Raw genomic sequence first — 12886 nt, 5'->3', positions numbered from 1 at the left:
TCAGTAGAAACCGATAAAAAACGAACACGTCCTAGTTATAAAGGTCGAGCATGGTAAGGTCAAGTGACTGGCGGATTAATTAACGCTATCATGGGTTGATAAAAATTAAAACGAGAGAACAACATGAAATTGATTTCGTCTTTACTTTTCGTCGCAGCAGGGACATTGTTTACCAGTCACGCACATGCAGCGATGCCTAAAAGCGAAATATTACTTGCCGATTTAGACACCCCATATGGTATGCAGGTGTCGCGAGTAACCGATGATAAAACGTATAATAATCAACCATTTTTAGTTGATACTGGGCTTTACTACACCCATGAAGTTGTTGGCGAAAATGGCCAGTCACAAACCGATATTGCGTTTTATGACTTTGCATCTAAGAGCAGCGTGAATATCACCAACACTCCTGTCAGTGAATACTCGCCAACGCTAATGCCAAATCAGCAAGCCTTGTCGGCAATCGTGGTCGAAGCAGATGGTAAGCAAAAGTTATGGCAGTACCCACTAGCAGAAGAGCCTGCCGCGAGCCGAATTTTTGAATGGATTGAGCCGGTTGGCTACCATGCGTGGGGCGCTGATGAAGACCTCATCATGTTTATCTTAGGTGAGCCGCATACATTGCAATACACTCGTGTTGCAGCTGCTAGACCGCGTGTCATTGCCGGTGGTATTGGCCGTACTTTAATTTTTGATAAACACACAAACAGTTATTTATTTAGTTATAACAAAAACAACCAACATTGGGTTGCACGCTTTGCGCCGCAAACTGAGGAAGTTAGTGATTTATTTAGATTACCTGAGTCGGTGCAAGACTTTGCTTTAATTGACAAAGACACTGTGGCCTATGCGGTTAATAACCGAGTTCACAAGCGCAGTTTGACTGAGCCTGAAGTGGTATCACAGTGGCTTGATTTAAGACGCTTTTGTGAAGGTTCAATCTCACGGTTAAATTACAAACAGAGCAAACTGGCATTTGTATGTAATAAGTGAAATGACCCGTTTTCCGACTCGCGTTTATAAAAGTGTATAGCCCATTCATTATGGTATTGCATTTAAAGTCACCTCACCTGAAGCTGCAGAGCAATTTATAACTAAGTTAACTGCTATTTTAGCGCAATAAAAAAGGACCACATTGTGGCCCTTTTTGCATTTGCTTTAATTAGCGCTTAAGGAAGCTATTCACCGAGTTTAACTCACGGTTTTTCAGTGCAATACAATCATTAATGCTTTCTTCAAGCTTACTAAGAGAACGTGCATAACCTGGTACTTCAGTGATTTTATCGTTGAAGAAGGTTTTGGTTTTCTCTAGGCTTTTCGCATCACAGCTTGCCGTCGTGAAGAACGGTAAGTTTGGTACAAAGAACGGCGGTAAGTTCTTAGTGATGGCATCGTAATTGTTGTAAATCCACTCAATAAACAGTGCTTCACGTTCTTTACCATAGCCTAAACCACCTAATAACGTACGCATATCAGAGGCTGTTACGTTATCTGTTAAGCTGTATTCTAGAACCGCTTTTTGTAACTCAGGTTTACCAAAGTAACCCATCGCTGCCAGCATCTTAGTACGCACTTGTGGATCTTTGGTGGTTTTAAAGGTTTGTTTGTACTTTTCAAGTAACTTTGCATCGCCATGGTAAGCCGCAAGGTTTAAGTAAGTTGAGGCTAAATATGGGTCAACATTTTCAGGGTTGTTTAAGTACAGTGCCGCTTGTGCTTTTGCAGTATCAATGACTTTTTGGTCTTGACCATCAAAACCTAAACGGGCAATAACTTGCGCACGCAATTGCGATACCGCCGCGTCTTCACCTGTTTTTGCTGTTAAACCATATTGTTTAGCAGCTGGTGCAATGCTGTTACGGATAAACTTAGGCCATAGGTCACGGTTACTATCGTCTTCGAATACGCGCTTTTGAGAAGCAAGGTAATCCAATGCTGTGTTTGCTACTAATGGGTGAGCATCACTCACAAAGGCTTCTAAAGTTTGCATTAAGTGAGCCGCAGAGATAACACCTGCATCAAGTAATGAATCAACCGCAGAAAGTAGCGCTAAGCGCTCACGTACCGTTAGCTTGTCAGCAGCGTTCTCTAACAGGGCATTAAACTGTGCATCATTTAATACCCAGCGGTAATAACCCATGGCACCTTGATCTGGGTAGATCCACTCAGGTTCAAAGTCGAGAGTTAGTTGCTGTGTTTCTTTATTCAGCAGAACACTTGCGGTTTTAACTTTGTCGCCCGCACCATACTTAATTGCAACCGGAACATTCCAAAGTTGTGCAGGTGCATCAACGCCAGCATTTACAAAGCGGCTTTGGCTGATATTAATTTTCTTTCCGTCTTGCGTTACTTTGATAAGTGGGAAAGATGATTGTTCGATAAACGATTTAAGAACGCTTGCTACATCTTTATTAGACGCTTCGCCTAGTGCTTGCCATAGATCAGCAGCTTCTGCATTCTTGTAAGAGAATTTCTTCAAGTAAGCACGAATACCTTGCTGGAATGCCTCTTCGCCAATCCAGTTTTCAACCATAGATAAAACTGCACTCCCTTTACTGTAGGCAAGGCCAAGGCCATCCATGATATCAGCTTCAGTTTTGATTGGCTTACGAATAGGTTTAGTACTTAGACGCGCATCTAGTGCCATCACATGGTTTTGTGGCAAGTCTAAGTGCGACTCAAACTCAGGGTTGATTTGTGCAGTGATTTTCGCTGCCATCCAACTTGCGAATGCTTCGTTTAACCATAAATCATTCCACCACTTCATAGTCACTAAGTTACCGTACCACTGGTGCGCTAACTCATGGGCAATGATTGATACATTACGCTCTTTTTTGCTGCGCGTTGCTGTTGCTAGGTCTACTAGTAAAATGTCTTCACGATAAGTCACTAGGCCTGCGTTTTCCATTGCGCCAAATGGAAACTCTGGCACTGCCACTGAGTCTAGCTTTTTGTATACGTAAGGAATGCCAAAATAATCTTCTAGGGCTTTTAACACTCGCGGCATATTTTCTTTTGCGTAATCAGCAAGGTGAATTTTGCCTTGTGGAGTCAGTACGCGGCCAGGAATTGGCATGCCTTTAATTTCAAGCTCTTCAAACGGGCCCACAGCCATGGCGACTAAGTAAGAAGGAATAGGAGGCGTTTTGTCAAAAAAGTGCGTTGTCATATCGCCATCAACTTTGGTTTTTAAAACCGGTGTATTGGCATACACTTTTTGTGATGTTGGCGCTGTGATAGTTAGCTGAAATGGAATTTTATAACTTGGCTCGTCAAAAACCGGGAATGCACGACGCGCATCGCTCATTTCAAATTGCGTGAAAAGATAAGGTGTGCCTTGATCTAAAGTTTTATATAAACCAACACTTTGGCGGTTATAAGGGGCGGTAAAATCAACTTTTAAAGTGTATTTACCTGGTTGGATTTTTTCTTCACAAGTGAATTTAACTTTGCCTGTTTTTAGCATTTCAGCACTTAGGTCACAGTTTTCTGCACCTAAAATTTTCGCCATGCTAACCGCATAATCAATACCGTTTAATTCGATATAATTGGTTGCTTTTAGAACCTCTAAAGCAATTTCGGTATGACCAGAAAAATTGTCTTTGGCAGGATCAAGCGTAAGTTCTACTTGTTGTGAGCTGGGCTTGGCAAGCTTTTCGATAACATATTCATTGGCATGGGCAGAGCTAACAGCAAGTGCAACACTCACCGTTAATAGGCTTTTTAAGAACATAAGTATCCCTGATTTTTTGTTGTTAGAAAGGCACCTGCTATGAGGGGCGAATAACTATGCTATCAGGTTTTAATTTGAACAGTAATAAATAGTTAGTAACAAAGTTTGTCAGCTAATTATGGCGGTCAATGAAACGCAGCCAATGCAGTTGCGGGTTTATTTGTCGGACGTTTTGCAGCACGGTATTTAATAATTGTATATCAGCAAAGCGTTGTTCGTTGAAATCTTTAAAACCAAGCAAGTAGTTAAAGGCGTCTTTGCAGTTGGCTTGCAGTGCATGAATTCGCACTTGTTGTTCAAAGTTGAGCCGTAAGCTACTAATTGCGGTTTTCATACCTTGCTGATCAACAGTAGGAATAGCACACTTTTGCAAATAACCAGCGCGTTCACCTTCACCCGAAAACCAAATGCGTACTTTTTCGCTATAGCGACCTGATTTTGCAGGTAAATCAAACATTAGTCGTTGTTGATTTTGATCTGTTAAAAAGTCTAAGTATTGATCAAGTCCAGCATCGAGTAATGCATTATGGATAGGCACATAGCGGGGTTTTATCTTGCCATGTGTATGAAAATCAAAGCAGCGAATGCCATCAAGGGTGACGATGTTATCTAGGGTTAAATGGCCAATTTCATCGCTGTAGGCACCAGTATAATAAGCAAATAAAGGCAGCCAAAAGTGCCAATGCTTAGCTTGTTCACGTGCTAAACGCTGATCACCATAAATGTAACCATTATACAGGGTATGTAATTCCATGGCCGAAAAGGGCCTGCGACCAAGATGGGACTTCAACCTAATACCTTGATAATAAAGATGTGTCGAAGAGTATACCTGATAAGTATCAAGTTTCCAGCTTAACGACACTGCCATAAATACGGCCGTGTCGTTATAAGCTTAGGGATTGCTATTAATCGCAAAGAGCTTTAGCTAAACCAACCGGTTCGATTTCAACGCATACTTGATCATCGTTCCAGTTTAAACCAACAAGCGCATCATCTTCGTTAAGGTCTTCAACCCACTCATCAAGAAATTCGTCTAGGCCAATTTCAACAGGGGTATAGTCTTGCCACTCATCTTTACATTGTGCTTTTGCAGCGTCTTCAGTGCCCCAAAGTAATAGCACATCTGTGTCGCTAAATTGGTTTGATTCACAGACAACAAAACCACCATCTTCGGCACCGAGTGCCCACATAGATTCGTTCAAACGAACTTTTTCTACAAAGCTAACTAATTCTGATTCAATTTCGATATCGCTCATTTGCGTAACCCTTATCTTTATTTTCGTGGATCTGTTTGTTGTACTGCCGCTTTATCGGCGAATTTATGATAAAAATCAACTAAGTTATTTAGTTGGCTAAAATCAGTTAATTCGCGGAAGCGGATCCAATCTAGCAAGCAGTATAAACTGATGTTGAGGTATTCACAGCTTTTAAATACTGGCTCCGATAAATGAGTATTTAAATAGGCTAATGTTTCAACAATTCGTTCATTCTGTAAATTAAAAAATAGTTTATCGCTGCTGGTATCAAACCCTGAACGCTGACAAAGTAAAATTTCTACCAGTGAATCATTGCAGGCATTGATAATGGTTAAGTAGTTCTCTTGCTGCCAGCTAAGTAATGGCTGATCTGCTTTTTCGAGCAGATAGCGAATAATGGAGTTGGAATCACATAAGGTAAAATCATGGTCGATTAATACAGGAATTTTTCTGGCAGGGTTATGAGCAATCATGGTTTGTCTGTCTTGCTCAGAGAAAATATCCAAATTAATAAAATCAATAGCTAGGTTATTAAGTGCAGCCCAAATCCGAATACGGCGCACAAAAGGTGAGGTGGTCGAGCCTAAAAGTTTCATTTTGAGATCCTTCGCAAAAAAAAGCCGCTATGAAGCGGCTTTTTGAAATCGATTTGTAAATTAGTCAGTACGGCTTGTTACTTCTAGAAGATGATAACCAAACTGGGTCTGCACTGGGCCTTGTACTTGGTTTATTGGTGCAGAGAAAACGACTTTGTCGAACTCTGGAACCATCATGCCAGGGCCAAACTCACCTAATGCACCACCATCTTGACCTGATGGGCAATTAGAATGAGCACGAGCAAGCTCTGCAAAGTCAGCTCCTTGCTCAATTTGCTGCTTTAAATCCAAACAGTGAGCTTCACTGTCTACGAGAATGTGTCTTGCACTGGCTACTGCCATAACATCTCCCTAATGTGTGTTTTAGTATTAAATCACTAGTTTAGTTCAATATTTACCGAACGAAAAATTAAATTTATTTTGCAGTTAGCTCAGCTTCAATTGCATCGCGTAAAGTTTGCGATTGTGGCTTAGTTTTACTATTAAAGCGCTGCACTGTCTTACGGTCAGCAGACACTAAATATTTGTAAAAGTTCCAGTTAGGTGAGCTAGTTGCTTCGTTTAGGTGTTTAAATATCGGGTTTGCATCGCTACCGCGAACGGCACTGGTAGCCAGCATATTAAAGGTTACGCCATAATTGATGAAACATACTTTTGCAGTGTCTTTTTCATCGTCTTCTTCTTGGAAAAAGTCATCTGATGGAAACCCTAGTACTACTAAGCCTTGGTCTTTATATTCTTTATGAATGGCTTCTAAGCCTTCAAACTGGCCGGTAAAACCACAATTACTAGCGGTATTTACAATGAGCAGTGGTTTGTCTTTGAATTCGCAGAAGTTAATTGACTCTTTTGAGCGTAACTTTCTCATAGTGACATTGGTAAAATCATCACATTGGCTATTTGCTTTAGCAGTTTGCGTAGCCTCAGTGGTTTGTGCTGCAAGGTTAGTTGCTATTAGGCCTGCTGCAAGTAACAAAGCATATTTATACATAGTTATTTCCCGCTAGTTATTTGTGATGAATATACGCTAATATGCAGCAAAGTGATCATTTAATTTCAGCTATTTATGACGATTCGCAAAGCAACACAAAACGATTTAACTGACATAGTCGCGATTTATAACGAAACCATCCCTGGGCGAATGGTAACTGCAGATACCGAAGAGGTATCGGTTGCAGACAAACAAGCTTGGTTTGATAGCCATACAGAAAAAAGACCTATCTTTGTTTTTGAGCAACAAGGTAAAGTAATTGCTTGGTTAAGTTATAAGTCTTTTTATGGCCGCCCAGCTTACGATGGCACGGTTGAGATTAGTATTTACATCACCCAGCAGGCTCAAGGGCAAGGGCTAGGTAAACAATTGCTTACATTTTCAGAACAGCATGCAAAAACACTTAATATCAAGGTATTGTTAGCTTTTATCTTCAGCCATAACCTACCGAGCATAAAACTGTTTAATCGTTTTGAATACAAGGTTTGGGGAGAGCTTCCAGAAATTGCAATTATGGATGATAAAGCTTATGGCTTGACAATTTTGGGTAAGCACTTGCAGCCTTAACCTTCTCAAAAACTAGTAAAAAAATACGGTGTAAATTGTGCGGTAAAAGATTTTTAGACTACGCTAAAAAGGTCGGTTTTTATAGTGAGTCTTATTTACGGTGCGAAAAATATTAATAGTTGATAGTAATAGTGTACTTGCGATGCGTGTAAAAGTTCTACTCGAGCTTATCGGTTGCGAAGTTGAGCTATTACACTTTTCAATGATAGATGATACCGTTCTAAAACAGCAATATGATCTCGTTGCTGCTTCACATGGGGTGCCAACAAGTATCATTGAAGAACTAATGAATGACTTTTCTCAAGAGCATTTCTTATTACTCGCACCGAAAGCACAACGCAGTGACTTACTTGAACATTTTAGTGAAATTAACCGTCTCTTACCTAATGCCGTTGTTATATACCCTTTTTTCGCAAATAAAGAGATAAGCACGCTTCTAGAGGGAATATTAGAATTAGACAGCGACAATATCCTCAAACTTCCTACTGTATTGCTCGTTGATCATTGTCCCGACCGGTTACAAAAAATAGCGCAAAACTTAAAGGGCGCGCATATCAAAACCATCACCGCTGATAACATGAGCTTTGCAATGGAGTTAATTCATGAGCATGCAATTGATTTATTGATTAGTGATTTTACTTTTGAAGATGGAACAGGGCTTGAATTGTTTATAAAGCTGAAGTCGTTGCAGCCTGAAAGTCGTTGTTTATTGTATACCTCAAAGCCTGATCAAGTTTCCATGGTTGCTGCCATTCGTCAGGGTGTTGAAGATGTTTTGATCAAACCGATTGATGATAATGGTTTATTGCAATCAGTTCATAAACTATGGCAAACAGAGCTTCTCAAACGTCATAATTCAGAACTCGTTGAAAGACTGCAGAGTACCGTTGATGCGCTTATAGAAAAGGACAGTTTATTAAGAGTTATTTTTAAGCATACTCCCGACGCTATTATTTTATTTGAACGATGCGGAAAGGTGATCGAAACCAACGATGCCTGTGAACAATTATTTGATAAACAGCACCATGAATTTGAAAGCTGTTCGATATTTGATTTTTTTGATGCGCCTTCAATAACACGTATTAAAGAAAAAATTACGACGCTAAGTAAAAACCGCCAATTTAGCTGTGATCTAAGAATGCTTAAAAAAGATGGCAATGATATTCCATTAGTGGGATCGTTTAATGAAATAGATCATCACGGCGAGATTGCGTTAGCGGGGATCTTTAAAAACGTTACACACTTAAAAGAAAAGGAAGATTTGCTACTTGAAGCAAAAGATTTGCTTGAAGAAGAGGTAAAAGCGCGAACAGCTCAACTAGAGCACGCAAAAGATGTGGCTGAAGCTGCAAACTTAAGTAAGTCTGAATTTTTAGCGAATATGTCTCATGAACTCAGAACGCCAATGCATTCAATCTTAAGTTTTGCTCGTTTTGGACTTGATAAAGTTGCCAACAATGATCTGAGTAAAGACAAGTTAAATAAGTATTTATCGCGTATAGAACAAAGTGGTGAGCGCTTATTGTCACTGCTTAATAATTTGCTTGATCTTTCAAAACTGGATGTTGGTAAATTTCCCTTTAATCCGCAAAAACATAACCTTAGCAGTATTATAAAAACCAGTATTGATGATGTCTCTGGGACTGCTCTTGAGAGAAATATTGCTATTCGTTTAATTGGCTTTGAGAAAAGTATTTTGCTCGATTGTGACGAAGAGCAGATAAACCAAATAATGCGCAACCTGCTTGGTAATGCACTTAAATTTAGTGAGCCTGCCAGTGAGATAGATATTCAGCTAACTATGAATAATGAAATGGCTGAAATATCAGTAATAGATCGTGGTATAGGAATTCCCGAGTCTGAACTTGAGAAAATTTTTGCGAAGTTTGAGCAAAGTAGTAAAACCAATAGTGGTGCTGGAGGTACAGGACTTGGTTTAGCTATTTGTCGTGAATTTGTAGCCTTACATCAAGGAACGATTACGGCAAGAAATAATGAATATGGAGGTGCAACTATTTTAGTAAAGCTTCCATTGAGGATAGATCTACCTCAACACTTAGCGAATGAAGATAGATCTGTAAAGTTAAATTAATAAAACGGAAGTGTTAGACATGGCCTTAAAGAGAGTTTTAGCCGTCGATGATGAACCATTTAACTTAGAAATTATTGAAGAGATTCTTGAAGAGCTCGACTTTGAACTGAAAATGGTCAGTAGCGGTCCAGAGTGTTTGGCAGTAGTTGAAGAGTTTGATCCTCAGGTTATTCTGCTTGATGTGAGTATGCCACAAATGAGTGGTTATGATGTTTGTCGAAAACTAAAAGAGAATCCAAATACCGAGAAAATCATCGTTATGTTTGTTTCAGCAAGAGGAACGGTTGAAGAGCGTATGGAAGGCTATTCAGTCGGAGCTGAGGACTATATAGTTAAACCATTCGGGCATGAAGAATTAAAGCTTAAACTGCAGCACTTACATCAAGTATTGATAGAAAAAGAATCGCTAGAGCAACAAGTTGAAGATGCGACTTCAACAGCATTTAATGCCATGGCGAACAGCAGTGAAATGGGGCAAATAGTCAACTATATCGAGCATATAGGTGCTATTGAAGATGAGCAAGAGCTGGGCAAGGCTCTGCTTAACTGTCTAAGCTCATTTGATTTACAAAGCAATGTTGAGTTTCGCTTAGAGTCTGGCATTGAGCACTTTTCAATTTCGGGCATGTGTTCGCCAATCGTTATTGAGTTATTTGAAATGCTCAAAAATAAAGGCCGACTCCATGAATTTTCGAATCGAATTTTAGTCAATTACGACATGATCAGCTTACTAATCTTAAATATGCCAGACCAAGACCCTGATAAGCATGGTCGAATTCGGGATCATATTTGCTTTTTAGTCAGTGTTACAGAGCAGCAGCTTAAAGCGATCATCACAAAAAAAGAATTGCTCAGACAACAGCAACAACTTAATGATGCTGTAGGTAAAGTTCACAGCAAGTTTTCGGGACTCATCGAACTTCTAAATGAAAATCGTGTAAATAACGAGGCTGTATTTAAGCAGCTCCAAGAAGACTTAGAACGACGTATTCCGACCATGGGCTTAGATGAGGACCAAGAGGTTTTTATCTATCAAAAGGTCGACGAAACCATTCAAAACTCTGTTGCACGTGAAGAGTCAGTTCAGGGAGTAAAAGCGGCCTTTAAAGAGATTGAAAATGATTTATCGCAATTATTAAAGCAGTAAGTTACAACTTAAGCTATCAAGCATCTCTGGGTAGGCCTTTTTCAACAATGCGAATTAAGCGCGCAGTTTTACGAAGCTTTAACTGGCGCTTATTTTTTTGCTGATCAAGCGCCCATTCAATATGCTCAGCGACCAAAGCGCTAGCGGTTGTTAATCTTTGCTCTAAAGCCTCAATTATCTGCTCATTGTAATCAGCGTTACCTAATCCGACAGCGAGGTTCCTTAACCAGCGCTCGTGACCAATACGGCGTATAGGGCTGCCTTCGGTATTTTTAAGAAAGGTTGCTTCATCCCATGCAAATAAAGTCAGTAAGTCTTGATCTTTAAGTTGTTTTCTTGGATGAAAGTCAGCTTCATCGGTGAGCTGACCATAACGATTCCATGGGCAAACTAATTGGCAGTCATCACAGCCATAAACGCGATTACCTAACAGTGGGCGATACTCTTCAGGAATAGCGCCTTGCAATTCAATGGTAAGGTAAGAGATACATTTGCGGGCATCAACTACATAAGGCTCGACAATCGCGCCGGTTGGGCACAGTGTCATACAGGCAACGCATTTACCACAGCCCTCAAAGCTATTTTCTTCATCAATAGGCAGGGGGATATCAACAAACAGCTCCCCTAAGAAAAACCAAGAGCCCGCTTCTTTATTGATTAGCAAACTGTTTTTACCACGCCAGCCTAAGCCTGCTTTTTCGGCTAGTTGTCTTTCAAGCACGGGGGCTGAATCAACAAAAGGACGAAAACCTAGCTGGCCTATATGCTGCTCTATTTGTTGGCCTAATTTTTTTAGGCGGTTGCGAATTAATTTATGATAGTCACGACCTAATGCATAGCGACTGATGTACGCTTTATCTGTTTGCTTGAGGTTCCTAGCAAAGCTTGCATCAGGCGGTAGGTAGTTCATTTTTACTGAGATGACTCGCTGCGTGCCAGGTACCAGCTCTGCGGGGCGTGCTCGCTTCATACCATGGGCTGCCATGTATTCCATCTCACCGTGATAGCCTAAATCTAACCAGCGCTGCAGTTGAGCTTCATGTTTCGTTAGGTCAATATCAGTGATCCCGACTTCTGCAAAGCCAAGGTCTTTACCCCATTGCTTTATTTGCAGTGCGAGTTGTTCATAATCAATAGCGGGTGTTGTCACGGTCAATAAAAAAGTAGCCAAGAAGCGGCTACTTTAACATAGTTTGACTCAGAGCAGCAGTTAAAAGCCGATTACACAAAGCGTTTTAATTGCTCTTGGGTTTGTTGGCTCAGTTTGTGTGATTGTTGGCAGTCAGCGAGTGATTCATCAATCTGCTGTTTTGCTTGTTCACCCAGAGCAACTATTTGCTCAACAGTTTGATGAGTGTGGGTTTGAGTTTGCTCTAGTAAATGCACCGCACTAACAATCTGCTGTAGTTGTTGTTGGTTTTGCTCAAATTCGCTAAGCATATTACTAAAGCCTGTAGAGGTATTGCTAATCGCTGTTTCAGCTTCACTCGAGTGGTTAATTAGTTGCTCAGATTCTTTATTGGTTTCGCTAACCAGACTATTCATTTGATTAATAAAATCGGTTATTTGGCGGGTTGCGTCGTTTACTTTAACCGATAGTGATCTAACTTCATCGGCAACCACGGCAAAGCCTCGGCCAGCTTCACCTGCACGTGCCGCTTCAATTGCAGCATTCAGTGCAAGTAAATTGGTTTGGTCAGAAAACTCTTCTACCATTTTTAAAATGGCGCGAATGTTCTCGCTGTTTTCTTTTAGGCCAGACACAGTTGCTGAGAAGTTACCCAAAATTTGGCTAATCATCGCGACCTTTTTAACTAATGCTGATAACTCAGTGGCTGAGTGTTTTACAAAGTTTAAGTGCTCACTATTAACATGGTGCACGCTATCAGTGTTCGCTGAGATATTCTCAAGGCTTGAAGTTATTTGGTTACTCGAATCAGTAATGGTTTGGCTAAACTTGATTTGCTGGTGGCTCATTTCTGCGGTTTGCTGCATTGAATGAGTCATCTTTGAACTACTATCTGCACTGGCTTGTGCACTTTGGTATGTGGTGGCTAATAGATTTGCTAAATGAACTGTAAAGGTATTGTACTGCTCACTTAAATCACGAAATTCATCGTAGGTAAAATGCGGTAACTTGGCAGATAAATCTGCATCATGACGGTTGATTTGCTCAAGTGTATCGCGCATTGCTTGCACTGGGCGCACAATTAAAAAGCGCATGTAGAAAATAGTAAAAATAAAGCTCGCGATGATAACAAAGGTCATTAACCAAAATAGTCCCATGCCAACTTGTTGCTCTGACAGGCTGCTATAAAGCCAGATTAAAGTAGTAGCTTGAAACGCAAACACAAAACCTAAATTACCGACAATCTTACGTGTAAGAGTGTAAAAGAATGTTTGTTCGATAAAATTATAAATGCGCATATAGCTACTCATTAAGGTGTTGTGTTGATTCATTTTGGCGTAATTTTTTATTATTCAATGTCACATAATTCAACAGT

12 protein-coding genes are annotated in these 12886 nt (G+C 40.3%); 4 read left to right on the top strand and 8 right to left on the bottom strand.

What is annotated here, in order from left to right; genetic code table 11:
* Positions 1–123 precede the first annotated feature (123 nt).
* Positions 124–993: a hypothetical protein gene (locus tag JIG37_RS21595; RefSeq protein ID WP_199530250.1), complete on the top strand. Its 870-nt coding sequence runs from the start codon at positions 124–126 to the stop codon at positions 991–993.
* Between the two features lie 169 nt (positions 994–1162).
* Here the strand turns inward: JIG37_RS21595 and JIG37_RS21590 are convergent, their stop codons facing one another.
* From JIG37_RS21590 to JIG37_RS21565, 6 genes are all read right to left on the bottom strand, one after another.
* Positions 1163–3733, bottom strand: coding sequence for a M1 family metallopeptidase (locus JIG37_RS21590; RefSeq protein WP_199530249.1), 2571 nt, complete (start codon positions 3731–3733; stop codon positions 1163–1165).
* 112 nt (positions 3734–3845) lie between these two features.
* Positions 3846–4523 (bottom strand): hypothetical protein, encoded by a 678-nt coding sequence (locus JIG37_RS21585; RefSeq protein WP_199530297.1) that lies wholly within the window; start codon positions 4521–4523, stop codon positions 3846–3848.
* A gap of 115 nt (positions 4524–4638) precedes the next feature.
* Positions 4639–4989, bottom strand: a complete 351-nt coding sequence (locus JIG37_RS21580) for a DUF2750 domain-containing protein (protein WP_054552718.1) — start codon at positions 4987–4989, stop codon at positions 4639–4641.
* Between the two features lie 17 nt (positions 4990–5006).
* Positions 5007–5585 (bottom strand): glutathione S-transferase family protein, encoded by a 579-nt coding sequence (locus tag JIG37_RS21575; protein ID WP_194441977.1) that lies wholly within the window; start codon positions 5583–5585, stop codon positions 5007–5009.
* Positions 5586–5645: 60 nt separating this feature from the next.
* Complete coding sequence (locus tag JIG37_RS21570) at positions 5646–5927, bottom strand: peptidylprolyl isomerase (RefSeq protein ID WP_054552716.1); 282 nt, start codon at positions 5925–5927, stop codon at positions 5646–5648.
* A gap of 73 nt (positions 5928–6000) precedes the next feature.
* Positions 6001–6576 (bottom strand): glutathione peroxidase, encoded by a 576-nt coding sequence (locus tag JIG37_RS21565; RefSeq protein ID WP_199530248.1) that lies wholly within the window; start codon positions 6574–6576, stop codon positions 6001–6003.
* A 75-nt stretch (positions 6577–6651) separates the two neighbouring features.
* Between JIG37_RS21565 and JIG37_RS21560 the strand changes: the two genes are divergently transcribed.
* From JIG37_RS21560 to JIG37_RS21550, 3 genes are all read left to right on the top strand, one after another.
* Positions 6652–7143: a GNAT family N-acetyltransferase gene (locus JIG37_RS21560; RefSeq protein ID WP_138616213.1), complete on the top strand. Its 492-nt coding sequence runs from the start codon at positions 6652–6654 to the stop codon at positions 7141–7143.
* Between the two features lie 142 nt (positions 7144–7285).
* A complete protein-coding gene (locus JIG37_RS21555) occupies positions 7286–9235 on the top strand; it encodes an ATP-binding protein (RefSeq protein WP_199530247.1) in 1950 nt (649 codons plus the stop codon).
* A 19-nt stretch (positions 9236–9254) separates the two neighbouring features.
* Positions 9255–10382 (top strand): response regulator, encoded by a 1128-nt coding sequence (locus JIG37_RS21550; RefSeq protein ID WP_199530246.1) that lies wholly within the window; start codon positions 9255–9257, stop codon positions 10380–10382.
* Positions 10383–10398: 16 nt separating this feature from the next.
* On the opposite strand, the gene queG is transcribed toward JIG37_RS21550, so the two are convergent.
* On the bottom strand, positions 10399–11532 hold the full coding sequence (gene queG, locus JIG37_RS21545) for a tRNA epoxyqueuosine(34) reductase QueG (protein WP_199530296.1): 1134 nt from the start codon (positions 11530–11532) through the stop codon (positions 10399–10401).
* Between the two features lie 71 nt (positions 11533–11603).
* Positions 11604–12821, bottom strand: a complete 1218-nt coding sequence (locus JIG37_RS21540) for a methyl-accepting chemotaxis protein (RefSeq protein ID WP_199530295.1) — start codon at positions 12819–12821, stop codon at positions 11604–11606.
* Positions 12822–12886 lie beyond the last annotated feature (65 nt).

Origin of the sequence: Pseudoalteromonas sp. bablab_jr010 (assembly GCF_016464105.1) — a bacterium.
Classification (GTDB): domain Bacteria; phylum Pseudomonadota; class Gammaproteobacteria; order Enterobacterales; family Alteromonadaceae; genus Pseudoalteromonas; species Pseudoalteromonas simplex.
This window is presented reverse-complemented; position numbering and strand designations above follow the sequence as displayed.

Bases quoted from the DNA above. Each gene is read 5' to 3' on its own strand.
- JIG37_RS21575 (WP_194441977.1), bottom strand. From the start codon at position 5,585: ATGAAACTTTTAGGCTCGACCACCTCACCTTTTGTGCGCCGTATTCGG.
- JIG37_RS21540 (WP_199530295.1), bottom strand. From the start codon at position 12,821: ATGAGTAGCTATATGCGCATTTATAATTTTATCGAACAAACATTCTTT.
- JIG37_RS21580 (WP_054552718.1), bottom strand. From the start codon at position 4,989: ATGAGCGATATCGAAATTGAATCAGAATTAGTTAGCTTTGTAGAAAAA.
- JIG37_RS21590 (WP_199530249.1), bottom strand. From the start codon at position 3,733: ATGTTCTTAAAAAGCCTATTAACGGTGAGTGTTGCACTTGCTGTTAGC.
- JIG37_RS21570 (WP_054552716.1), bottom strand. From the start codon at position 5,927: ATGGCAGTAGCCAGTGCAAGACACATTCTCGTAGACAGTGAAGCTCAC.
- JIG37_RS21550 (WP_199530246.1), top strand. From the start codon at position 9,255: ATGGCCTTAAAGAGAGTTTTAGCCGTCGATGATGAACCATTTAACTTA.
- JIG37_RS21595 (WP_199530250.1), top strand. From the start codon at position 124: ATGAAATTGATTTCGTCTTTACTTTTCGTCGCAGCAGGGACATTGTTT.
- JIG37_RS21555 (WP_199530247.1), top strand. From the start codon at position 7,286: ATGCGTGTAAAAGTTCTACTCGAGCTTATCGGTTGCGAAGTTGAGCTA.
- JIG37_RS21560 (WP_138616213.1), top strand. From the start codon at position 6,652: ATGACGATTCGCAAAGCAACACAAAACGATTTAACTGACATAGTCGCG.
- JIG37_RS21565 (WP_199530248.1), bottom strand. From the start codon at position 6,576: ATGTATAAATATGCTTTGTTACTTGCAGCAGGCCTAATAGCAACTAAC.